Here is a 25909-nt window from a genome sequence, read left to right as displayed (position 1 = left end):
CACCCCTCCGGAATAAAGCACCATAGCTTTCGATCTAGAGTATTAATAAAATATGAAGATTTCTCCTTAGCTGTTGGTTCTGGAAAGAAAGATAAATTCTGTCAGATAATCAAAAGGATACCTCTGTAGTTAAGAGCATTCATGATTAGCATTGAACTGACCCTGAAATATACGTCTATACCTATTTCCGTCCAGCGTAAAGAGACAAAAGATGCAGACTCTCTATATGAGAAAATTATCTCTGCTATGCGCTCCCTAACTCCTGAATTAATTGAATTAACTTGTGAAAAACAAACGGAGAAGAAAATCGCTGTGATGAGCGATCAAATCAGTGCCGTGATCCTTTCTCAGAAAGATGGCGCTGCATCGGCTGGAAGGGTCCCAGGGTTCTTTTCCTAAGCTAAATCGCAAAAGTAAGCAACCTTTTTGAGTTATGGCCTTATCGGCTAGATAATTAGTCAACAGGAAACAGTTGATAGTTTTACAAAAGGATATGTTAGTCTTTCTCTATTTTCTGATTTTAAATAGGTAGTGTGATAGCATAATCTGAAAGGAAATCATTTAAACTTTTAATATTTCCTGTTCAGTTTTTGCCATTACTGCTGATTGATAATATGAGGGGTGAGTAGCCATTCACCCCTCATATTATTTGTTTGAATCTAAATCACCGTTTGGAACTAGAAGGAAACAGAGAGTCCCAGATAATCTATAGCAAGTTTTTAGAAATGCGGTAATATTGGGATTATAGGCTTCATTGATTGGTTACATGCATTAACTGTGACCATTTTTGTTGTGCGTTAATAAAGAAACTATTATAGATTAACAAAAAATACTAGGTTACTTCATTGGATGAACTAGGGAATATTTTATAAATCCTTAAATTAGGAATATAAAAACCATCTTTTGTTGTTGAAGATCGAGAACTGGTTAATTAAATATTGCGGGCTACTCATTCTATTAAAAGAGGAACAGCTATGCTAGGCTATAGAGGTATTCAAAGTATTTCTCATCACTCAGTTACGGGAAAATAAAGTCCCTGTTGAAAAAAATGAAACCTTAAGTTAGACAATATTAATTAAGTTTTTTATAAAAAATTATCTATATTAGAGTAAGTTAAGATAGTAATCAAAAATTTATTTGCTGAAAAAACCACCTATAAAAATAATTATTTTTATAGGTGGTTTTTATACTATTGTTTTTGAAACAAACTAAGGAGTAGTAGTTAATTATAATTTAAATATAAAAAATCATCTTGTATCTTTATATTTAAAACCCTAGGATTAAGTTAATATTGTTTTTCTAAAATTTTTTATTTAACGTTATTGTCCAAAGCATATTTATCTTTAAATATTTTTTATTAATTTTATAAGCTTTTATTTTACGTAACTCTCTTCTATTAAAGATACTTATGTAGTATAAGTTTGTAAATAAAATAGATAGAGAACAATAAAAAATTTTATAATCATCAAAAAATAATCAAATATTCGAGTGATCTCTTTTGATTTTGCTGGCACTTTATAGAAAAAATTTATTCTAAAAAGAGATTAAAGAAGTATAATAATTAATATTAATTAAAAATAAAAATTGTAAGATAAACAAGAGATAGTAATAACTTTTTTGTGACTGCGTTTTTATATTTAGACTTATTTTAATTTACCTACGTATTTTTTGGAAATACTCAAGTTTTTATGTATTTATCTAGTGCTATATTGCATTTATATTAGCACTAAAAATTTTGGTATTTCTCATAAACTCCCAACCTTAGCCATCAGTGCTAAGGTTGGTTTCTATAATATATATCTATCGTGATATTAAAGTTAAGGATACAAATCCAGTTATTATCAGTTTAATAACTGAATATTATAAAAGTTAAATACTTCGGTTGTTATTTCTCTTTGTTCTCTAGTTTGGATAATACGACTGGCAAGAATATAATACCTCCCTACTTTTTCATAATTATCCTCGAAATTATTTATTTCACCTTTAAGTTCTCCAGTTTTAGAATCGTGGTAAACAGAATCATAACGGTGAGACAAATAGCCTTCTCCTGTATTATGGCTACTAAAGGTATTGATAGTAACGACTACGCTATGAATATGACGACGAACATAACACACTTCATTGTTACGAACTTTGTAGCTATCTCCTTCTGACTTACCACCGACAAAGAGTTCTACCGCACCAGTATCATCTGTTTCCCCATACGTAAAGGTATTCTGTCCGTGAGTGTCTTCAAAGGCTCGACGAATACGGTGAATAGCAATTTCCCACAGTTGATGATGAAGTTCTTTTTTGATTTCAAGTTCATCAACATTTAAAACCTCAGCACTGAGATTCTGATTAACTCGAACTTGACCAGTAAAAATCTTATCTTTTCGTTTATAAATCACATTTGCTGCATACCCTGGAAAATTTATATCCCAAGTATAGCGATTGTCATAGGCAGCACGAAATAATTCTCTGGCTTCGGTAATCGTTGTTGTGTAACTTGTCATTTGATGTTTCCTAAACAGTTAGTTAGTTGAATGGTTAGTGGCTATTTTTAGAGTAACAGAAGCTCTTACGTTCTGTTTTTCCAAAATCATTGGCATATTAGCATCAGAGGCTCTTGTTTAGCGCTATTCAGTTTGCAATAATCTAGAATGGGGAATATTAGTTTCATCAATCCTAATCCTAGCGATTACTTGGCAGTCTAGTTCAGGACTTCTGAAACGACTTATACTTGTTGCTATGAGTTTTCTGTAGCTTGAGAGAAGACTTCTTTTTGAACCACCGAGATCGCTAATTCGATGTACGTAGAACTAACTCCATCAATGATAAGTCACCCCTGATTTCACCGTTTTCTCTAAATTATGTCCCCACTTATTCTTTGGTCAAAAACAATCACATTATTTATTTCCAAATACCCTATATTTGCTGATTATCCTAATATTTGTAATTAGGTTATAATTGAGGTCCAATAGTTTGGAGTCATTGTAAGTTGCGCAATTTCAGCAATTTCACTACCCACTTTTTCTTTAGCTTCCTTAAATGTTTACCTTTAGTTAAATGTGAGTCAAGGTGGTGAGAATTCTTTCTCTTACCTATCTGCCAGCGGTTAAAGTTTAAACTATGGTTCCCTGAGTCATCACTGGATTTGTTCTCATCAAGCTGAGATAAATACTGATTCATAAAACCATCCAAAATATTTGACTTGTTGCTATAATTTAATTTTTCATTACCAAATTTTGTTTTTCTATCCTAAAAATTAGGAACAGCAAATATTTTTTTATTATCATTTTACATCAATCAATTTTTTTTGAGAGTATATTACCGATTTAACAACTATTTAAAATCTGGAAATTTTAAACCTGTTAGCTAATATTTCAATCAATTTTTGATTTTCCCTACCATCAATTAGCGAATATTTTATAAATATAACAGATTCTTTTGTCTTTTATTGTTTACGCTTATGGTTTACTTTAGCTTACACCTTCATTTGAGGTTTTAAGCTTTATAAGCTTGTTAATTTTTAATTTAAAACTGATGTAACTATTATTATATTTTTTTAGTTATTTTTATAGAAAAATCTAGATATTACAACTAATCTAACTAAAAAATAATTTCTGTATCCAAGAGAAAGTTTAAATATTTTAGTTAAAAATAAAGAAATTAGACTAAAACAAACAAGAATATGAGAGGTAATTAAATAACTAATTTATGACGATTTTTTCTATAAAAATATTTGATAATATAAAAGAAAATAAGAATAAATCATATACTTCTAGCACTTGAACAAATCTCCTATAGAAAGATCAAATTGACCTATTGCACTAATTTTAAATCATACTTGATTGGACTTCGTGTTTAGGCATCTCTCGAAAGCGAATCTCATCACGATGAGGATCAGAACGACTAACCTGAACCAACAAGCGATCACCCAAAGATACAGCCCTTTCAAAGCGGTGAGGCAATTCTAATCCTAATTCTTCGAGTAACAAGATTCCTAAATTTTCATCTTCTCGCAACCAACGCAAAACTACTCCTTGCCAAATTTGATCAGCATTACGTCGCAAAAACTCTAATCCCCAATAACGATTAGTTTGTCGTTCTACTAACGTCGCCTCTTGCGCTGATAAAGTCACGCTATAAATAATCTGTTGCATAACATCAAGGGGAAATGGAAAAGGCTCGCCCCGTAAATGTGCCTTAAGTTGAAAATGAGTTAACAAATCCGTATAACGGCGAATGGGCGAGGTCACTTGAGTATAAGTATTTAAACCTAGACTTGCATGTCTATTAGGTAAAGTTCCGATCTCACTACGAGGCATACAACGGCGCAAAGCACAAGCTCTCACAGGTCCTGGAGGTAATAAGAGTAATTCTTCTTCTGGGGGTAATTCTGGTTGAGGCTGTCCTCTAAACGGAACTGGTAAACTGTGTTCTTGACAATAACGTCCAGCCACTTCCCCGGCTAAAATCATCATTTCTGCGACTAATTGTCTTGCTCTTGAACTATCAATCAGTTCGATTACAATATCATCTTCGGATTTAACTTTAATAACTGCCTCTGGCATCTTGATAGTAATCGATCCTTGAGACTTCCGCCATCGATGTCGCTGCTTGGAAGCGTCAGCCAGGATAGGGATCTCTGGTTCAGCTTTAATAGCTAAGTGAAACATCTCATCTACATCATGATATGTAAGGCGATAGGTTGGTTTAATTAAACTGGCGTGGATCGAATAATCAAGAACTGCTCCTTTATCATCTAAAATTACGCCAAAACTTAAGGCCGGACAGATTTTACCCTGGCGTAAACTCATTGGGCCAGTTGCCAATTCTATCGGAAACATAGAAATCATACCCGTAGGTAAATAGAGGGTGGTACTTCGTCTTCGCGCTTCCAAATCTAATTCGTCTCCTGGGGTCACTAGACGAGTTGGATCGGCGATATGAATCCAGAGTTTGATCTGATCATCCCCTAAGAATTCCACACTCAACCCGTCGTCAATTTCTTCAGTACTTTCATCATCGATGGTATAGACTTTGAGATGGGTTAAATCAAGGCGATTACTGTCTCGATCAGGAGGAGGGTTTTCTAAATAGAATTGCACCACGTCAAGTACCTTTCTAGAAAATTGAATTGGATAAGAACTACGCCGCAGAAATAGGTTTTCGTTACGACTCCACCATCCTAATTCTACTAACAACTTAAAAGCCGCTTCTGGAGTAGGAGGTCGTCCAATTTCATCTAAAATTTCTTGAGAATTACGATTGGCTTGTTCCGGCTGTAAAACTAAGCGTTCTAACAATTCCAAACGATTATGATCGCTTTCTGCCCAATCAATCTCTTGCCCTGCCAGAGCTTTTTCTATGTTAGTTAAAAATACTTCTTTTTCTTGCTGACGTTGCTGTTTAACCTCTAGTTGATGTTTGATTTCTTCAACTTGACCACTGGTTCTCGGCTCGTAACTAGCCCCTTTTTTCTTAAAGTAAATTTTATCGTCACACAATAAACTGTGAGCTGCATAACAGTGAGCTGGAGAAGCTTCAGAAAACAGCAATTGCGCCATTTCAGAAGGAGTCACCCCCTGTCCATTTTCTACTAGCAACTCCCAAGCCACTTCTAAACTAGAGGGGTCAAGGTAGGGTTCAACTTCTTGTAAAAACTGGGGAATATCTTTAATTGTGTAGGAACTTCCATTTATCTCATATTCTACCCGTTGAGGTCGAATTTTATGGGATTGACCTTCAACATCAATGACCATCCAATCTTTTTTTCCTTCTGGGCGGTCAACGACTGCAATACGACGTTCTCCCTGTACCCTAAATTCAATGAGTTTTCCTTTTTCCACCCGCTTTGCTGCCTTAACTATTAACATTCCTCCTTGATTTAGGAGTCCCGTCTTTTTACTATTGAGTCTAGCTTGACGGTTTTAGATCATGTGTGACTTTTAATCTCAGAGTTAACATTAACGGAATTACCGATAGTTCTTACCTGTGGTAGAATCTCTTAAACTTTTTTGTTATGCTTACTTCCACTCCAGTTCACTTCCTCAAGTTGACCGACTTCATTTAGTAGAACGAAGACCAATTCTTACTCCATCTCTTGCTTAAGTCATAAGGTTTTGAGTGATAGCTTCAATCTTAACTTATGCTTCTTTGTTTACGAAAGGTAACAAAGCAATAAGTCTAGCTCTTTTCACAGAAGTCGTTAAGTCCCGTTGTTGTTTGGCTGTCAACCCTGTAATCCGTCGGGGTAAAATTTTCCCCCGTTCTGTGATGAACTTTCTTAGGAGTTCTGTGTCTTTATAGTCAATGGGTTGACTCGGAGGTATGGGAGAAAGACGCTTACGATAGTAACTCATATGTTTGGTTTAATTGTTTACAGACTTTACGACGACCGATGACTATTTGATTTCCTTATGTATGGTGTGAGTATTACAATGGGGACAGAACTTTTTAATTTCCATTCTCGCTGTGGTGTTACGGCGATTCTTGCTTGTAGTATAGCGAGAAACCCCTGATGAGCGTTTTTCTGTGTTTGTCCGACACTCAGTACACTCCAAGGTAATGACGATACGTACTCCTTTTTTAGCGGCCATAGTCTATCTTACTTAGCAAATGGGTAATTACTTATTTTAACATATAAATGTACATTATCTCATATTAATTCCAAATTTGCCAAGGGTGAAGAGGAGATTTTTAATCAAGTATTTTTAACAACCTACTCGTAGGGGAACAAATATGGTCCAGTCCCTATTTAAGTTATGTTTCTCCACACTTCTATCCTTCGGTTACCAGTCAAAGCGCAATAAATTTTACGGAGAGCTTTCCCATAATTTTTCAGAAAGGAGTATACCTGCACAAATGTGGATATAAAGAGCCAAGGTAGCTTGTGTTTATGAGTAAACCCTATATATTTTGTTAACAAAAAAGTACTTTTGACTGCCCTATTAGGGGAGTTAATTCTCAAACAAGTTTAATAACTGAAAACATCTAAGCTTTGTGAGGCTGTTGATAGCTAAATTCAGAAAAACACCATTTCACCGTAAGATTGCTGTCCGTTCATGTGTTAGCTGTTTCTACAGTCTTCTCCATTGGCGGTATCTCCGCTGTACGGTTTGCTCAACGACAAGAGAACCTTATGGAAAGAAACTATAGTCCCAATTGTTAACCTTTAACCTGTTGAACTTAACCAAACATTCCTTTATCTAGAATTACTTCTAATTGCTATCCTTAGTATTTTTTTCTTTAATTATTTATTTAACTAAGTTAAATTTGTTCAGAAAAGACAATAGTGAATAAAATTTTGAAAGAATTAGCAGTAAAAAATAATATAATAATATCACTGTAGACAGTAGTATCGTTTAATAACGTTATCAGACTTTATTAAGTGCCTAACTATAATACGCAGTTCCATTGATTAAATTAATTTAAATTTTTTTAAACTTTTTTGGGATTGCTCATTCATTATTTAAAACTAATCAACTATTATTTCAGCTATAAAATATTAATTCTGAACTCAATGAGGTTGATATAGCTTAAACTTAACATCTTTGTTGCGCCATTCATTAAGTTAATTAAGAGAGATAATTTTAATAATTAATTTAGGTATAGTTATTAACTATACATTACCAATGTTATTTACAAGTCATTTTTAACCAATTTAAATTACATCTAAAATCACTGCCTTAGTATTGACAAGTATGGACTTAAGCAGTCAACCTATTTTCCTAGTCCTAGTTGACCGGTCTTGTACAAATAAGTTTCCTAACAAACTCGACCAATTTGAACCCAATTAAATCACCATGTTCCTTTGAAACTGGCTATAACAACATCATAGAATATAGCCGGAATAAAAGTTTTGGAAGTTATTAACTGATCATACTCAGTTCACAAGAGCTATAATGCTAAGTTATCGATTAACAATTTATAAATATCCTTCAACTAAAATATCTTGATCAATTTGACTTAAAGTAATTTTTTGTATTTCTAACGCTTCAGTCATCTGTTTCAATCCTAACTCTCCTATGGGTGAAGGAGATGTTAAACCGCCAATAATTTTAGGAGCAATAAAAGCCATAATTTTTTGAATCACCCCATCAGCGATCGCATGTGCTGCTAATGTTTCCCCACATTCCCATAAAACACTGGATATTTCCTTTTGATAAAGAACTTTCATCACCTCTAATGGAGTCAAGGAAGTTAATTCTATTACTTCAATCCCTTGATGACTTAATTTTTCTTGAAACATGGGATTACTATTTATTTCTGTAAAGACTAACGTAGGGGCAATATCTGTTTGCCAAAGATTTGCTTGAAGAGGTAAATCAAGACTACGACTCATTACCACCCGTAAAGGATTAGACCCTCCCACCTGATGGGTAGTTAAATTAGGGTTATCTTGTCGAACTGTATTGCCACCAACTACTACTGCGTCACAAGCTGCTCTAACTTGATGGACTAAACGACGCGATGATTTTCCCGTTACCCAAGTACTATGACCTGTAGTCGCAGCGATTTTACCATCAAGGGTCATAGCATACTTTAAAATCCCCAAGGGTTTTTGATATAAAACACGATGAATAAAGGCTTCATTTAACTGACGACATGCGGCTTCTTCTACTCCAATCACCACCTCAATTCCACTTTGTTTGAGTTTTTCGATCCCTTTTCCTGAAACTAAAGGATTAGGGTCAACCATACCGATAACTACTTTCTTAACCCCTGCTTTAATCAAAGCCTCTGTACAGGGAGGAGTCCGACCATAATGATTGCAGGGCTCGAGGTTAACATAAACTGTCGCTTCTTTTGCTTTTTCCTGCGCATTTTGTAGGGCCAAAATCTCGGCGTGAGAAGATCCAGCTTTGGGATGAAAACCTTCACCTACTATTTTCCAATTTTGGACAATTACTGATCCTACTAAAGGATTAGGAGAAGTTTGTCCTAACCCTTGCTGGGCTAATTGTAAACATCGTTGCATTATTTTTCGGTCAAAGTCTAACTGATTCATGATTTCGTTAGAGTCAAAAAATTATAAAAACTTTGAGATGTACCAAGCCTAAATTGACTGTTAATATAGCAATCCCCTTTTAGGTATTACTATACTAACAGTCAATTTAGGTTGATATAACTCTAATCTGCTATGTTAGAAGGATTTGTCGGTTATGTTTATAGTTTAGACAATAAAATTAAGGACAAAAACAAGGCGAGCAGTCATAACACACAAACATTTGCTGATTTTATTGAATAATCTCGCTATCATGTCCGACATGGATAGAGTCAATTTAACTCAATGAAACCTCTCATCGAATATTAACTAAAATGCGATCAATGAGAACGATTAAAGCCGTTTCTAAGACTTTTCCTTGTTTATGGGATATGTCCTATGGGAAATTATTTAAGTCTACTGCCCATCTTTTTTCTCCCTACTGGCTGGCTTGTATCCCCTTGACTGCCATTATTGTCATTATTTGGCATGGAGCAATAGCCGCACAAGATGCAGAAACTACTGGAATTGCTATTGAAAACATCAATACTAATATAGCAACCCTTCAGGGAACCCTCAATGCTATTTGGGTGTTAATTGCCGCCATTTTGGTCATTGGCATGAATGCAGGTTTCGGGATGCTCGAAACAGGTTTCTGTCGTCGGAAAAATGCCGTCAACATCCTCTCAAAAAATTTGATTGTCTTAGCCTTATCAATCCTCGCTTATTGGGCAATCGGATTTTCTTTGATGTTTGGTAGTCCTGACAACCCCATTATTGGAGGTGGTGGTTGGTTTTTAAGTAGTGATAATCCTGCAACTTATGGACTTGATCCGTTTCCGACTGGACTGCCTATTTCAGTTGCCTTTTTGTTTCAAGCCGCATTTGCCATAACTACCGCTACTATTGTTTCAGGAGCTGTGGCTGAACGGATTAAATCTATTGACTTTTTAATTTTTAGTCTATTGTTAGTAGCAGTCTCTTATTCTGTCACTGGCCACTGGGTTTGGGGAGGTGGTTGGTTAGGTAACTTCAAAGACTTTGCCGGTTCTACAGTGGTTCACTCCGTCGGAGGTTGGGCTGGTTTGGTTGGGGCTGCTATTCTTGGTCCTCGAATGGGTAAGTATGTCTATGGTCGTCCTCAAACTATTCCTGGCCACAATATGAGTATTGCTACCTTGGGCTGTCTCATTCTTTGGATTGGCTGGTTTGGGTTTAACTCAGGTTCTCAATTATCAGCCGATGAAATGGTTCCTTATATCGCTGTTACCACTAACCTAGCTGCTGCTAGTGGTGGTATAGCAGCCACTTTAGTCGTTTGGTTTAAGAACAAAAAGCCCGATCTTCCTATGATTATCAATGGTATTCTTTCCGGTTTAGTAGGAATTACTGCCGGTTGTGATGGGGTTTCCTATTTCGGAGCTGTTGTTATAGGAGCAATCGCCGGAGTGATTGTCGTCTACTCTGTTGATTTCTTTGACTCTGTTGTGAAAATTGATGATCCTGTTGGGGCTATTTCTGTTCATCTAGTCAACGGAATTTGGGGGACTTTAGCAGTTGGTTTTTTTGACACAAAAGTGGGTCTTTTTTATGGCGGTGGTATTGGTCAATTAATTAATCAAATTGTTGGTATTATTTCCATTGGAGTCTTTACTGTCATTTTCAGTGGCGTAGTTTGGATAGTTCTTGAGGTCACTTTGGGCACCCGTATTACTCAAGAAGAGGAAATAAACGGACTAGATATAGGTGAACATGGCATGGAAGCTTATCATGGTTTCGTGAAAGAATCCGATAGTTTTAGTGATAGACAAAGCATTACTCTTAGTAACGTTGATGTCGATACAGATTCTTAAGTTTAATCTAAATCTTTCCTAAAAAAAGTATCAACTACGTCCATCTTAACGGATTTTTTTTAGTCAATTAATAGAAGAAGTGGTTAAGTTATGAATAATTCTCTCAAAAAAGTTTTAATTTACACGGATGGAGCTTGTTCGGGAAATCCTGGTGCAGGGGGCTATGGAACCCTTTTGATTTATAACGAATACCGAAAAAAATTATCAGGAGGCTTTCGTTTAACTACCAATAATCGTATGGAAATGATGGCGGCAATTGTTGGGCTAGAAACTCTTAACATAAAATGTGATGTTACTCTTTATACTGACTCTCGCTACTTAGTTGATGCTATCGTTAAAGGATGGGCGAAAAAATGGCGGGACAACAGTTGGAAGCGCAACAAGAAAGAATCCGCTAAAAACCCCGATCTTTGGCAACAATTACTAGACTTATGCGAGAAGCATCAGGTTGATTTTGTTTGGGTTAAAGGTCATGCAGGAAACCCAGAAAATGAATATTGCGATTACCTCGCGGTTGAAGCTTCTCAACAACCTAATTTACCCTCTGATGATGTTTATGAAACTTGAGTTTGATAAAAAGTTGTAGAAAGATGGGGAAGCAGCTCTATTCTAATCTAACTAAAAGTGGTATTTATTGAGGTATAGTACCATGGATATAGAATATAGTCTCAATAGTATCTTTTGAGTAAAATTACTTCTATCAAAGATTTGAGTATTGTTGTATTGTCATTTAGTTCCTCAATTTACAAACCTTTTTCAAGAAAAAAGAGATTATCTCTGTTTATAAAAAAATTATCGCTGTTGCAATTACTTTTCCTGTATCAAGACATTGCACCTTTAAAGAACTTTATACACTAGCAGATTCTTTCTCATGACAGAAAATTTTTTTATTATCTATTTCTTATCTAGTTAAATAAATATCGTTATTTAATTGGAAAAAACCACGTACTAGCTTGAAAGTGAACTCCAAGAAATATGGATTATCCTAACTCTGTCTAAAACTATATTTAAGGCAAACATTTATATTCAAAGGATATATTTTGTTCAAAAGTTAGTTAGACTGACTAATTAAACTCAATTTAGTAAGTCTTCTTTGAAGGAAAGTAGGCAAAAATATTATATTAATTCAATCTATCTTTATACCAGGTTTTTATAAATTTTTTAATATAAAAAATGTATAAATATAAAAGCTGTTTTTACTTCGATAGGGAAAGTACTTCTACTATAGAAGTAGCTAGCCAAAAGTCTATGCAATTAGGAATATTTTTAAAATTTATGAAGCTACGAAAAATATAAACCTGATGGAATATATAGAAGTAAAAAGTAAAAGTTGTATTTTATTATTGTCCTGATTTAAACTTTATTAAAACCTGTTGGACAAAAATAGAAGAATATTTGCTAACTCAAAAATTTCATAAAATTCAATTAGTCTATCAATGAAGTTATTAATTTAAGAACTGATGAAGACGTAATTAATTGAGTTTCTACAGTATTGTTATTGTAAGCTACTCAATTGAAAACTGCCATCAGATTGAACACTTTGATGTCTCAAGTGTTCAATCTGATAACTTATACTGAATTTACTTCAAAGCCTTTCTCTCGATTCGGAATTAAAGCGTAGGCTGTCCTTGTTTTCTGTTAGCTTTTGAAAGCCATTGTAGTCCTAATTATTTTCGATTAATATTTTATATTATCGTCAATTATTTCGTATTTTAACTTATATATTGAGAGGAACAATATTTTTTTATATTTAGTTTAACTTACGTTGTTTAAGGATATATATAGTATTAAGATAAATTGGTTTTTTAAATGATGTAGTATCTAATATCTTTTGTAGATATACTCCATTACAGTCCTAAAATAAGTGATTTAAGACGGTTAGAAGCTTAGGAAAGGTAGAGAAACTTCGGTTGAATTATGTAACTTTACCTAAAATTTCCTTTACACCGTTCTGAAGTTGCCTCTTCATAAATAGATAATTGTAAACAAGGAGTAAAATTTGAGATCCTAAATCTTAGGAAGGAGATCAAATTTCTACTTTTATAGATGTCTTTTCTGAGGTTTTAGGTTCATCAACAAAATACATTAACACAGTAGCTAGTAATAAAGAAACCCCTCCTGCAACCACTACTAATAAACAGTAATAGGATAGTCTGAAAAAGATTATTGCCAAATTTGGCATAGAGGATAAATTTTTCGAGTATATAGACTTTTAGTTACCTTAACAAAAATAATGTTTGCTGGAAAATCAAACATAATCCTAATCCAATAATGATGATATTAGTCTGTTGATTGCTTATCATGTCTTATTTATTTCAACTTTTTCACTTAACTGAATCTCGAAAACGTTTAAAAACGGATCTAATGATTATTTAGGGTATAGTCTTTGTTATCACATTATTTTTACAAGAAAATCGTAACATTTTAGTTAAAATTTATGCTAGATTTTTTAGAATTAAGTGTATATATTTTTATATTAATTACCTATTTTTTGTCTACTTTTTATTGATCTATTTTTTATATCTAATGATTAATTAGAACTGGGAATATTATTATTTAACAATTTTTTACAAGTTTATAAAATTTGTATTAGTTATACTTTTTAGATCTAAAATTTAGGTAAGGATGAGTATCCTAACAATTACTAAATGTTTACTAACAAAGTAAAAGTACTTAGACCAACTCTTTTTATTAGATAAATTGAACTTTCGTTTCAATGTAACACACCTATATTCAGTATGTTTAGACAAGTTGTGCGCTGTTAACACCTCCTTGTAAAAGGGTTAATATTTGATTTACAAGCATTCTTCAACTAAAGTTTGATGACAAATCAACCAGACTATTCATTAATCAATACCTTACCTGAAATTTGGACCCTAACGGCTGAAAAATTTAAGGATATCGTTGCCCTTGAAGACCCACATAGTACGCCCAACGTAAGCATAACCTATGGTGAGTTGTACCAAAACATTAAAGATTTTGCCGCAGGATTACAAAGTTTAGGAATAAAATCTTCCTCACAAGTTGCCCTGGTCGCTGATAACAGTCCCCGTTGGTTTATAGCCGATCAAGGATCAATGATGGCTGGTGCGGCTAATGTGGTACGTTCGGCTCAAGCCGATAAAGATGAATTACTCTACATTTTGAGTGATAGCAATAGTAGCATCCTCATTGTAGAAAACCAACAAACCTTAGCTAAACTCCGGTCCGATCTTAATAGATTGCCTATTGAACTAATTATTTTGTTAAGTGATGAACAAAGAAGTGCAGACGACATTATCAAAATCCTCAACTTCCAAGAATTGATGGAACTAGGAAGTCATTCCACCCTAAAACCTGTTCATCAAACTAAAGAAACGCTAGCCACTTTAATCTATACTTCCGGAACCACTGGACGACCAAAAGGGGTTATGTTGTGCCACAGAAACTTACTCCATCAGGTGGTTTACTTGGAAGCGGTTATCCAACCTAGACCAGGTGAGCGTGTTCTTGCTATCTTACCATCATGGCATGCCTACGAACGTAGCACAGAATATTTTATCCTTTCTCGGGGTTGTATTTTAACTTACACTAATATACGTACATTTAAGGCTGATCTCATACGATTTAAACCCCAACACATGGTTGGAGTCCCCCGTCTTTGGGAATTCCTTTATGAAGGCATTCAAAAGCAATTTCGGAAACAAAGTTCCACCCAACAAAAAATAATCCAATTTTTCCTAACCGTTTCAGAACAGTACATTATCGCCCGACGTATTGCCAATAATCTTAGTCTAGACCACCTTAAAGCTTCTAGTGCAGAACGCCTTTTAGCCAAAATAAAAACGGTTTTATTAACTCCCCTTCATAGATTAGCAGACAAACTAATCTACAGTAAGATTCGGCAAGAAGTTGGAGGAAACCTTAGAACTATTGTTAGTGGAGGAGGTTCTCTGGCTAGACATATCGATACTTTTTACGAAATTATCAACATTCCCCTTTTAGTAGGTTATGGGCTAACTGAAACCGCCCCTGTTACTAATGTTCGTACCCATAGCCACAACTTACGCGGATCATCAGGACAATGTATTCCTGAAACCGAAGTTTGTATTGTTGATCCTGATAGCGGACAACCGGTTCCTCAAGGAGAAAGAGGACTTGTGTTAATTCGGGGAACTCAAGTGATGCAAGGTTACTATAAAAATCCCGAAGCTACCGCCAAAGCTATTAATGATGACAATTGGTTTAATTCAGGGGACTTAGGGTGGTTAACTGATATGGGTGATTTAGTGATTACTGGACGGGACAAAGATACAATAGTTTTGAGTAATGGAGAAAACATCGAACCACAGGCTATTGAAGAGGCTTGTACCCGTAGTCCCTACATTGACCAAATTATATTGGTAGGTCAAGATCAAAAAGCTTTAGGGGCGTTAATTGTGCCCAATCTAGAAGCATTGAACAAGTGGGGACAAAACCAACAAATCACTCTAAACCTTCCCGATATGTCCGGAACTTCTGAAGAAATTGTCTGTAGTGATCTTTATAGTCAGCCCATACAAACTTTATTTCGGGAAGAGTTAGGTCGAGAAGTGAAAAACCGTCCTGGATACCGCCCTGATGACAAAATAAAAAGTTTTAAATTTATTTTAGAACCATTTTCCCGTGAAAATGGTTTAATGACCCAGACATTTAAAATTAAACGGCAAGTCGTTATACAACAGTATCAAGGTATGATTGACGAGATATTTGATTATAGGAAAGTTTCCTGATTAATCACTAATAATTTATGAAAGGATGGAAAACTAATGGATGAGGCAAACCCCAGTTTACTGCTAAAACGACCGATTACCTTGAAAATAATAGTTACGACAACTTGGAAACAAGAGGCACAACAGCAACTTCAAGCGCAAATCACTCAACTTGATGACCAGATGCAGCAGATTGAAATACAAGGTCAACGGACGATTACAGAAATTCAAAAACAAAGTATCTCTCCCCCGGGACCTACGGTCACTGAGCAAATTGATAATATTCGACTTCAGATTAATGAAAAAAAAAGTGAGATGTTAGAAAATAAAAATCAGTTTTTACAGCAAATGCAGCAGGTTCAATTGTTGGAGTTAGATCAGGAAGTGGTTCAAGGGCAGATGGAAAGCTTTTTCCGTTTAGAAAAAGGAGATAATTTACTCAAAAAGCTGAACGTAGAAATTGTGGTTCGCGATGGAGTTGTTGAAGAAATTCGTGGTGATATTTAAAAATTTATAGAAATATTAAAAGCGCCAAGCTAAAAATTAATGAAATGGATCAGTAATGGGTGCTTCAGCCCTTACTGATTGTCTATTTCTCTACTTTATAGTTAAATAAAATAACAGCAGCCCAATCTAACATTAGATTATTCCCTGTGAATACGTCCAGTACTAGATGCAGCTGCTATACTTTTCTAAAAAATTAGAGTAAGTTTAAATAATTAGAATAAGTTAAATTTTAAATTTCTTATTGTATCTCGTAAATTTTTTTTAAATACTCATTAACTTAAGGCTCATATAATAACATTTATAATCTCTCTCTATTAACTTGAACTTAATTATTCGAAATTGAGCTAGTAGATGTTCTCTAAAATTATTGAAATATTTTTTATATTTTTGCTATGGTGTCATTCGCCATTATCTTCTATTAATTAATTTTTTTTAAGACAGTCATATACTGTTAGAAAAATGTCTATAAACTAAATTAAACAGTTTTGTATCTACTTTTAGAATTTTATTTAATAAGAGGTTTCTTGTTAGTAGCCTGACAAATATATAGATATATAATTAGTTATTTTATAATGTAACTTAAAACTTTTTTTCTGATTGACTTTAATTTTGTTCTAAATTTTTTTAAAAATATATATTGATTTAAAATCATAGATATCTTTTTTCTAGTTTTTTAGCTTTAAAGGTGACTTTTAAAGATTTTTTGTTAAAGAGGATTTTTATTTCTATGTTTTTAGCCCTGAACTCAGTTAAGAGTATCTCAACTCTTTAAGCAATCCTATTCTTGTCTATCCCAAAACTTTATGAACACAGTTTTATTTTTCTATCCAACTAGTTACTTTCATTCCTGTATATAATTTATTCATATATTAATGTACTGGCCTAAATTTTAATTCATTAGCCAATTTTTAAAGTAGTTTATTAATTCATACAAAGTTTATTTTTACTTCAGATTCTTATTTTTAATATTTATATCTTTATCTTTTTTAAAATTTATTGCTACAGTGAGCTCACTATTTTTTATGATCTATCTCTAGTTCACTCTTATAAAGAAGAGTGAACTAGCTTTTTGAATGCTCAATATCTTCGTTCACTTAAACGAAGATATTGAGTTAAATAAATATAATCTAGATATCGTTTGTATCCAGATTATATCTCTCTTGTTATAAGTTATTTTTTTGCTATCATATTTAGTGTAGCATATTTAACTTCAAAAATATATTGATTTTTTAAAAGCTTTTTTTGACAAGTTTATTATTTTAGTTTTTCTAGACTGAGAACGTTAAACTACTTACTAGTATAATTTAAAATTTTTATTTATTTTAAAAGAGTAACTGCAAGAGCTTAATTTCAATAAAAATTAAGCTCTTTTAATCTTGTAAGTTTTACGAGAAGATACTTTTAAATTTTATTATATTGTTTTCTTCTATCACAACAGGTATAAAAGTAGCAAAATTTTTTTATACATGAGCATTTAAAATATTGTTAAATACGCATCGTATAAAAATGGTAATTTCACTCTACAAATAGAAATAGAAGTAAAACGTATTTGTGAATCAGCTGCAGAACTATATTACATGGCTTTAAATAACTTATGGAAGTCTTAATTAATGGGAAAAATAATAGCTATGCATTACAAACAATCTGTTAATGTTATGAAACAATTAATCTTGAATTTAGCCATTAATCGTATAGTTAAATTCGAGATTTAACATCCTAATCAGTTTTATATAATCGTTGAATTTCCCTATTAGACCACCAGTACTTTTAACTTTTAATCTGTGAACAGTTAGATGAAGTAATCAAACGTCATCTTAAGTTTTTAATTGTTGAATACTCAAAAAAAAATTCAAAAAAGACATCTTTTTACTAAAATTCCCACTTTACTAATATTCTTAGCTTCCGATTAGAAATTAATTGTTAATGGGAACCTTATAATCAAATAGTCCGTCTTGAAAAAATTAATGTGAGGAGTAATCACGCATTGAATAACCTAATGAGTCAAGCAATTTCAGCATCCTGGTCAACAACACAAGGGAAACGAGCTTCCCTCAATCTATCTCCAGAACGACTGTCTAATTACGACTTAATTTTGAGCTGTCAAGAAGGGTTTAAACCGGACCGGATAGCATTCTCAGAGCTATTAAATCGTTACCAGTCTCATGTAGATCGGATTCTCTATCACCTCGCTCCTGATTGGCAAGATAGAGCAGATCTTGCCCAAGAAGTTTGGATTAGGGTTTATCGTAATATTAAACGCCTGAAGGAACCGGTAAAATTTCGAGGTTGGTTAAGTCGTATTGCCACAAATTTGTTTTACGATGAATTACGTAAACGTAAACGGGTTAGTCATCCTATCTCACTAGATGCTCCTAGGCGCGTCGATGACGGAGAGATTGAATGGGATATTGTGTCCGATTACCCCAGTCCTGACGATGACTTGGCAACTCGTGAGTTCTACGACCGACTAAAAGTAGCGATCGCCGATTTACCAGAGGCATTTCGCACAACCATTGTTCTAAGAGAAATCGAAGGCATGGCCTACGAAGAAATTGCCCAAATGACAGGGGTCTCCCTCGGAACAGTCAAGTCTCGTATTGCTAGAGCGAGAACAAAATTACAATCAGTTCTCCAGCAATATATAGACTAAAATAAAGACGAACCGAGAATATTAAACCATTGCCCCTTTTGGCAATCTGTGAGGGGTGTCATGACAATGCTATCATTAGCATCCGTCTCCGCAGCCAACTAATTTGGTTTCGCTCCTTGGAGAGGTATATCGTGATGTCTAACTTTGAACAACAGCATTTGCAATCAGCCGATTCGGGTGATATCAATGATCAGTTTGAGCGTTTTGAGTTGTTAAGTGCCTATTTAGATGGGGAGGTAACAGCTAAAGAACGCCGTCAAGTACAGCAACTACTTGATACTGATTCTCAATTTAATCAATTGTATGTCCAGCTTTCTCGCCTACAACGAGAGATTCTCACTATTCCGCTTCCAAAAAGTCCAGTTTCATCTCAACGTTTATCTGAAAGCGTTTTTGAGAAAGTTGATCGTCAAAACCAAACCCAACGACTTATCCAATGGGGCGGTGTGGTGATCGCAACAGTTGTTATGGGAATTATTTATAATTTTTACATAGAAAAACAATCTCTGTCTCCTAATTTTGCTGATGTAGAAGCAGAACCATTAACTATCGCGTTAAATCGTCCTGTACTTGACATTCCTTCCTCTACTCAATGAGAATTATGAAGGGGATGCCATCCACTCTCCTGATAAAGTCAGTGTCCCCTTAAGTTTCTGACTTTTTCTAAGGTCATAACTTAGCTTCAAGCTTCTCTAAGTAGATTTCCGGAGAGTGGATGGACAAAAAGTGGTGGTCGGAAATATTCATTATTGTGTTTTGAGGTAATCTTTCGTGCTCATATACTTCTAGAATTCAAGTGTCTAACTATTTTGGGTTTTATTTGGTCCCAAAAACCAAAAAGTCAATTGTAGGATAATCTTAATTTAGACGATAAAGTTCTCTACTCATGGAGTACTTTATCCCTCTTTTACCTGATCTTGGCAGTAAATAGAATGGTTAGACTCTTGTGAATTTTAAGATCCCGTAAACAAAACCGCTTAACATAGTCAAGGATTTTAATTTATGTCTCTTACTAGATTAATAATCTCGATTGGCTCTAACTTTTCCGCAGGTTCAAAGCCAAAAATTCGAGAGTAAAAATAAAATTATGCATCTAAAGCCCGTTTAATATTTTCTGCGCAACGAAACCCGTGTTGTTCTTCTTCAAAGGTAATATAAGCAACCAATAGTCTTTTTTCTTTAATAGCATCTACCATCATTTTATAGATGCGTTAATCTTTGAAATTAACGAAATAAATAGTTCCTTCAATAATCAAAAATGCTCCTCCCCCATATTCATGAACACGGGTATGCACATTGAATGGTTGAGGTGTTTTATCTGTGATTTAGCCATCAACATTACGTTTAACGAGAACATTACGTCCCTTTCTGTTGCTCTTGATTCTAACAAGTAAATATCTTCATTATCGAAAGTTACTTCTCCTAGTCCAATACTTCCAGAGACGATTATATCTGTACTTATAGGAGATTTCCAAGAACCGAAAGTAGCTAATATTGAGGATTTCATGGGATTTTCTAGAATTTCAATAATAAATCAAGGAAATCATCTCGAGTAGTTTGTCTAATCAGCAATTTTGCAGACAGAATACTTAAGATATCTAACTATTTGGTTAGTTATTCACGCACTAAGTCCGATACCCAATTTTGATCTTTATTGTGACGTAATGAGCGGGTTAGACTTTATAAAAATTCTATAATTATATCTCAATGTTAAAGTTAACTTAGAAAGTTTCTTATAATTTTCACCTTTAACACTTAATTATTAGTGTCACAAAAATATAAAAAATTAGTTATCTTAATAAAGTGATCAAAATTATATTTATTGATAATTTAAAAGCTTATATAAACGCAACAAATCAAGAATATTAATCAATTAGACTTATTATACTATTTTATACACAAAAAACTATTGGGGCACAAAATAAACCCAAAACGATATTTAAAGTCACTATTTTGTTTAAGTAAAACTATTTAGATTTAATTAAATCTAAATAATATATTTTTTATTACATAAATCAAAGAACACTTAACCCTCTTTAATCACCTTTTATTTAAACTTAATATAAAATATTGTTAATTTTACAAAAATTATACGGAGATTAATTTACACATAAGAATAAAAAAAGATTTTAGTTTCTTTTCAAAAAATCCTGATTTAGGATGAATTAAAGACTGAATCAGGTTACAAGTCTTACATTTATATCTAATTGTCCAAGCTCACATGTACTTAGATATTATTCAATAATTTTAATGTTATTCTGGGCAAGAACAAGAAGCTATCACAACTGCTAGAGACTAGTGTTATTACTCTTGAAAAGAAATGCTAAAATTTTATAATTTAAATGTCAAATGAATTAGGTTTAGAAAGAACAACAGTCAACTAATATTTAAGATCAATAATTAATGCTATTGATATTCGCTCTAATATAGTTCGCAAACATTTAGCTCATTTTTTTAAAATAAACAATAGCTATACAGTTCACAAATAAACGACAAAACTTAAAATCATTTCTTTTCTTTAGGTATAATGCTTTCAAAGGAAAGCATTATACCTAATTTTAGATACAAAGATTGACCGCATCTATTAGTGGGTAAAAGCCATCAAAGAGAGACAAATTTACAAACTAGCTTGTATCTCATAAATTGCTAGGCTTCTATAAACACTTTGGGAAATAGCCTTGAGCAACCAACGTCAGGGATATATTTTAGATGCCATGCCTAATATTTTTAAAAAACAAAAGGTGACTACAGACTCGTTCACAGAGACTGAAAAAATATACGTTAAAACTGTAGATACTAGCAATGATTGGCGACTTGAACTCGATTTTTAGTTAGACTCAAAACAGTATCTATTGGGAAATTGTTCCAGAAAAGGATTAACATAAATTAACAAATGTTTATCTTCCGGGAATATTTTCTAATATTGCCACTAGTATTATTCAGATAATACCTTGATGTACATTCAAAAATTAACGATTCCCTTACCCTCATCTAGGAGGCTTACAGCGTGAAGAAAAATAATAAAAAATGGCGTAATGCTGGACTATACGCACTATTGTTAATTGTGGTACTGGCCTTAGCTTCTGCATTTTTTGATCAACAACCTCAAAGTCGGGAACCTCTCACCTACAGTGAATTTATTAAAAAAGTTGAAAATAATAAAATTACACGGGTTACTTTAAGTGCTGATCGCACTGAAGCAAGAGTTCCTAACCCCAATGGTGGCGCACCTTTATTGGTTAACCTTCCAAACGATCCTGACTTAATTAACATTTTGATTCGAAATAATGTCGATATTGCCGTTCAGCCTCAAAGTGATGAAGGACTATGGTTTCGGGTGGCCAGTAGTTTATTCCTTCCTATTTTATTGTTAGTGGGACTTTTCCTATTACTCCGTCGCGCCCAAAGTGGACCTGGTTCTCAAGCGATGAACTTTGGTAAGTCTAAAGCGCGGGTATTAATGGAACCCCAAACCCAAGTTACCTTTGGAGATGTAGCTGGTATTGAACAGGCTAAATTAGAATTAGCTGAAGTCGTAGACTTCTTGAAAAATGCTGACCGCTTTACTGCTATCGGGGCAAAAATTCCTAAAGGAGTTCTTCTAGTCGGACCTCCTGGAACCGGTAAGACTCTTTTAGCTAAGGCAGTAGCTGGAGAAGCTGGTGTTCCTTTTTTTTCTATTTCTGGGTCAGAATTTGTAGAAATGTTCGTTGGTGTTGGGGCTTCTCGTGTTCGAGATCTTTTTGAACAAGCAAAAGCCAATGCTCCTTGTATCGTCTTCATAGATGAAATTGATGCCGTTGGTCGTCAACGAGGTGCAGGTTTAGGCGGTGGTAACGATGAACGGGAACAAACTCTCAACCAATTACTCACTGAAATGGATGGTTTTGAAGGAAATACAGGCATAATCATAGTTGCTGCTACAAACCGTCCTGACGTCCTCGATGCGGCTTTATTACGTCCTGGTCGTTTTGACCGTCAGGTCGTGGTTGATCGTCCTGACTATGCAGGTCGTAAAGAAATTCTCAAGGTACACGCCCGTGGTAAGACCTTATCTAAAGACGTTGATCTCGATAAAATTGCCCGTCGTAGTCCTGGTTTTACAGGAGCTGATCTGTCTAACCTTTTAAATGAAGCGGCTATTCTGGCTGCCCGTCGGAATTTAACAGAAATTTCTATGGATGAAGTTAATGATGCTATTGATCGTGTCTTAGCTGGACCTGAGAAGAAAAACCGTGTCATGAGTGAAAAACGTAAAACCCTTGTGGCCTACCATGAAGCCGGTCATGCTTTAGTGGGTGCGTTAATGCCTGATTATGATCCAGTACAGAAAATTAGCATCATTCCCCGTGGTCGCGCTGGCGGCTTGACCTGGTTCACTCCTAGTGAAGATCGTATGGAGTCAGGCTTATATTCCCGTTCGTATCTCCAAAACCAGATGGCCGTAGCTTTAGGAGGTCGTGTGGCAGAAGAGATCATCTTTGGAGAAGAAGAAGTTACTACTGGTGCTTCTAATGACCTTCAACAGGTAGCGCGAGTTGCCCGTCAAATGGTATCTCGTTTTGGAATGAGTGATCGTCTTGGCCCTGTGGCTTTGGGTCGGCAGAATGGTAATGTTTTTTTGGGTCGTGACATTGCTTCTGATCGAGACTTTTCTGATGAAACGGCTGCCGTAATCGATGAAGAAGTTCGTCAGTTAGTCAATAATGCTTATATACGAGCTAAAGATGTGCTAGTAAATAACCGTCATATTCTTGACAAATTGGCTGAGATGTTAGTGGAGAAAGAAACCGTTGATGCCGAAGAACTACAGAGTATTTTAAACAGTAATGAGATAAAAATGGCCGCCTTGGCTTAAAATCTATAGTTTGATATCTTAACAATTTCATTTTTTTATCCCGCTGATTTAAAAAATTGGCGGGGTAGTTATTTATTAAGTCCAGAGGGTAAGCCCTTTGAGAGAGTTTTTTGCCGGCCGTTGACCTAATAAAGAAATTACCAAACCTAATATAACTGCAAGGGGAGCCGCAATTGCAGATTGCCAAATTTCTGGAAAGCTAAACCATTTCAAGGTTGAACTAGTCGCCAGAAGAGCAACTGAAGCAATCGTTCCGTAAAATGCTCCTGTTGCATTAATACGAGAAAAAAGAACTCCCATGAAAAAAATTCCCAGTAATGGACCCAAAAACATGGCAGTATATTTTATTAAAAATGGAAGTAAAGATTCTCCTGTTGAAGCGACATAAAACGCCAAAAAAATACCAAGAATACCCCAAATAAAGATCAAACCCTGAGCTACCTTCAAGGATTGAGATTCACTCGGTTTTGACCTAGAGTAACGCTGATAAAAATCAACCGTCATGCAGGTAGCCAGAGAATGAAGTGCAGAATCAATTGATGACATGGCCGCTGCGAAGACGGCTGCGACTAAAAATCCTGAAGCACCTGGTGGAACTTGATGAACAATAAAATAGGATAGAATTTCATCGGGTTTGATATGATCAGGTAGTCCGGCATTTAGGGAATAAAACGCAAACAAAAAAACTCCAAGCAAAAGAGTGGCAGCTACGCCGACGAAACCGACAACCCATCCAAACAAAATTGCCTTACGTGCCGATGTAAGATCAGGGCACGAAACATAACGTTGAACAGATTGTTGATTTGTTCCTGCCACAGCAAAAGCCAATATGCCATAAGCGCATAAAGCTGTTGGTAGAGAACGGATTGATTTTAGTTCCCAAGATAGATTAACTACAGCGAGTTTTCCTCCTTCTTCTGCGACACGCCAAAGTTGTCCAAATCCACCAGGTACACTTGATACAATCGTCCAAATTCCAGCGACTAAGCCCACAAAAATCATGAAAAACTGAAGCACGTCAGTCCAAACGACTGCCGTAATTCCACCGACTATAGTGTAGATCACTGATATAATGCCGACAAGTAATATCGAGACATACAGTGAAAGCCCCGTAACTCTTGAAACCACTAGGGATGCCGCATATAAAAGCCCCCCTAACCGAGCTATGACAAATAGGAGAAAACACAACGAACCTAGAGAGCGTGTTTTTGCATCGAAACGTTTCTCAAGGTATTCATAAGCAGTAGTTAAATTAAGTCGAACAAAAAATGGTAGAAACAGGAAAATAACTAGGACGTAACCAATCAAATCACCTAACTGAAGTTGAAAATATAAAAAACCATGACTATATCCTTCTCCAGGACCTCCAAGAAGTGAAGCTGCTGAAAAAGATGTAGCAACAATTGACAAGCCAACTGCCCACCAAGGGAGTTGCTGTGATCCTCGGAAATATTCATCCGTATTGTTTTGTTTTCGGCTTGCCGCAATTCCAATTCCGAGTACAACCATTGCATAAACTAAAATAATAACCCAATCGATTGTACTCATAGAGACTCTAAACTCCTACCGTTTTAAAGCAAAACAATAGTATTGTATAGTATGTAGATAGTAGTTTTACAACAAGTTTAATATTTTTATATAGAACACTACAGATTAAAGTATTTTTTGTTTGTCAAAATAGTCAATATTATTTATTTTAACTTTTGCTTTTGGCGTGTTTACTACACCAATAATGTTGAATTAACTAGTAGAATACTAAGTTAAAAAATTTTTCCTATTTTAACGCAAAGTTTTTTCAGTATAGTTACTCAATATCGGGGATAATAAATATTATTGACATAACTCAGTTAATTTTAACAGACCTAAATAAGTCAGTTTTTGCCGAATAACTGTTATAAATTCTTCTCCTAACTGGTTTAGTCTTGAGATAACTTGTAAGTTTTTGTAAATATAATTTCACCTATATTATTCTTCTTTTTTAAAAATTTCGTTGATTTTTAATAAAAAAATATTTTCTTTTATTAAAATCAGAATTTTAAACTTTAATAAATTATTTAATATATAATATGTTGTAATTATCTAGGTTTATATGTAAACTTTAAACTAAATTTTTTAGCGCTGTTTTTTTATGATATTAAGCTATTAAATAGTCGTTATGTTAACATATTTTACTAAATAAAATTGTTAAAAACTAATTATTTATAATAGTTGGGTTTTTATTTATTAACTGTCACAATAGTCAAACAAGCCTAATTGACGTCAGATAGTTAGCGAGTAAAAAATAGTTGTGCCAACACTAAAGGAGCTTGTTAAGAGATAATTTATAGATATATAAAATGG

General features: G+C 34.4%; 16 protein-coding genes and 1 pseudogene. 9 read left to right on the top strand and 8 right to left on the bottom strand.

The window, feature by feature from the left end; all coding sequences use genetic code 11:
• Positions 1-141: 141 nt before the first annotated feature.
• Positions 142-399: a hypothetical protein gene (locus ETSB_RS03400; protein ID WP_044106296.1), complete on the top strand. Its 258-nt coding sequence runs from the start codon at positions 142-144 to the stop codon at positions 397-399.
• A gap of 1442 nt (positions 400-1841) precedes the next feature.
• Here the strand turns inward: ETSB_RS03400 and ETSB_RS03395 are convergent.
• From ETSB_RS03395 to ribD, 5 genes are all read right to left on the bottom strand, one after another.
• The gene (locus ETSB_RS03395; protein WP_044106295.1) at positions 1842-2495 is read right to left on the bottom strand and encodes a DUF3386 domain-containing protein; all 654 of its coding nucleotides are present in this window, start codon (positions 2493-2495) and stop codon (positions 1842-1844) included.
• A gap of 1323 nt (positions 2496-3818) precedes the next feature.
• Complete coding sequence (locus tag ETSB_RS03390; protein ID WP_044107596.1) at positions 3819-5834, bottom strand: ribonuclease catalytic domain-containing protein; 2016 nt, start codon at positions 5832-5834, stop codon at positions 3819-3821.
• 297 nt (positions 5835-6131) lie between these two features.
• A complete protein-coding gene (gene rpsR / locus ETSB_RS03385) occupies positions 6132-6347 on the bottom strand; it encodes a 30S ribosomal protein S18 (RefSeq protein ID WP_044106293.1) in 216 nt (71 codons plus the stop codon).
• A gap of 42 nt (positions 6348-6389) precedes the next feature.
• The gene (gene rpmG / locus ETSB_RS09180; protein ID WP_084220182.1) at positions 6390-6584 is read right to left on the bottom strand and encodes a 50S ribosomal protein L33; all 195 of its coding nucleotides are present in this window, start codon (positions 6582-6584) and stop codon (positions 6390-6392) included.
• 1328 nt (positions 6585-7912) lie between these two features.
• Positions 7913-8995, bottom strand: coding sequence for a bifunctional diaminohydroxyphosphoribosylaminopyrimidine deaminase/5-amino-6-(5-phosphoribosylamino)uracil reductase RibD (ribD, locus tag ETSB_RS03380; protein WP_044106292.1), 1083 nt, complete (start codon positions 8993-8995; stop codon positions 7913-7915).
• A 311-nt stretch (positions 8996-9306) separates the two neighbouring features.
• Here ribD and ETSB_RS03375 point away from each other — a divergent pair, with 311 nt between their 5' ends.
• On the top strand, positions 9307-10824 hold the full coding sequence (locus tag ETSB_RS03375; protein WP_084220181.1) for an ammonium transporter: 1518 nt from the start codon (positions 9307-9309) through the stop codon (positions 10822-10824).
• Between the two features lie 90 nt (positions 10825-10914).
• Complete coding sequence (rnhA, locus tag ETSB_RS03370; protein WP_044106291.1) at positions 10915-11391, top strand: ribonuclease HI; 477 nt, start codon at positions 10915-10917, stop codon at positions 11389-11391.
• A gap of 1459 nt (positions 11392-12850) precedes the next feature.
• Here rnhA and ETSB_RS09885 read toward each other — a convergent pair.
• Entirely contained in the window at positions 12851-13006 is a 156-nt protein-coding gene (locus tag ETSB_RS09885; RefSeq protein ID WP_171816393.1) for a hypothetical protein, read from the bottom strand.
• 640 nt (positions 13007-13646) lie between these two features.
• Between ETSB_RS09885 and ETSB_RS03365 the strand changes: the two genes are divergently transcribed.
• From ETSB_RS03365 to ETSB_RS03350, 4 genes are all read left to right on the top strand, one after another.
• Complete coding sequence (locus ETSB_RS03365; RefSeq protein WP_044106290.1) at positions 13647-15575, top strand: AMP-binding protein; 1929 nt, start codon at positions 13647-13649, stop codon at positions 15573-15575.
• Between the two features lie 36 nt (positions 15576-15611).
• On the top strand, positions 15612-16061 hold the full coding sequence (locus tag ETSB_RS03360) for a YlqD family protein (protein ID WP_044106289.1): 450 nt from the start codon (positions 15612-15614) through the stop codon (positions 16059-16061).
• A gap of 1996 nt (positions 16062-18057) precedes the next feature.
• Complete coding sequence (locus ETSB_RS03355) at positions 18058-18711, top strand: sigma-70 family RNA polymerase sigma factor (protein ID WP_044106288.1); 654 nt, start codon at positions 18058-18060, stop codon at positions 18709-18711.
• A 29-nt stretch (positions 18712-18740) separates the two neighbouring features.
• Positions 18741-19307 (top strand): anti-sigma factor family protein, encoded by a 567-nt coding sequence (locus ETSB_RS03350; protein WP_232509856.1) that lies wholly within the window; start codon positions 18741-18743, stop codon positions 19305-19307.
• Between the two features lie 618 nt (positions 19308-19925).
• Here the strand turns inward: ETSB_RS03350 and ETSB_RS03345 are convergent.
• Positions 19926-20218, bottom strand: a pseudogene (locus ETSB_RS03345) (S9 family peptidase); the annotation flags it as partial.
• A 1171-nt stretch (positions 20219-21389) separates the two neighbouring features.
• On the opposite strand from ETSB_RS03345, the gene ETSB_RS09880 reads away from it, so the two are divergent.
• Positions 21390-21542, top strand: coding sequence for a hypothetical protein (locus ETSB_RS09880; RefSeq protein ID WP_171816392.1), 153 nt, complete (start codon positions 21390-21392; stop codon positions 21540-21542).
• A 176-nt stretch (positions 21543-21718) separates the two neighbouring features.
• Positions 21719-23569: an ATP-dependent zinc metalloprotease FtsH3 gene (gene ftsH3, locus ETSB_RS03340; RefSeq protein ID WP_044106285.1), complete on the top strand. Its 1851-nt coding sequence runs from the start codon at positions 21719-21721 to the stop codon at positions 23567-23569.
• A gap of 75 nt (positions 23570-23644) precedes the next feature.
• On the opposite strand, the gene ETSB_RS03335 is transcribed toward ftsH3, so the two are convergent.
• The gene (locus tag ETSB_RS03335; RefSeq protein ID WP_044106284.1) at positions 23645-25117 is read right to left on the bottom strand and encodes a sodium:solute symporter; all 1473 of its coding nucleotides are present in this window, start codon (positions 25115-25117) and stop codon (positions 23645-23647) included.
• Between the last annotated feature and the right edge of the window lie 792 nt (positions 25118-25909).

This window comes from cyanobacterium endosymbiont of Epithemia turgida isolate EtSB Lake Yunoko, from assembly GCF_000829235.1.
Lineage (GTDB): Bacteria > Cyanobacteriota > Cyanobacteriia > Cyanobacteriales > Microcystaceae > Rippkaea.
The sequence above is the reverse complement of the archived record's forward strand: the minus strand, read 5'-3'. Positions and strand labels throughout refer to the sequence as shown.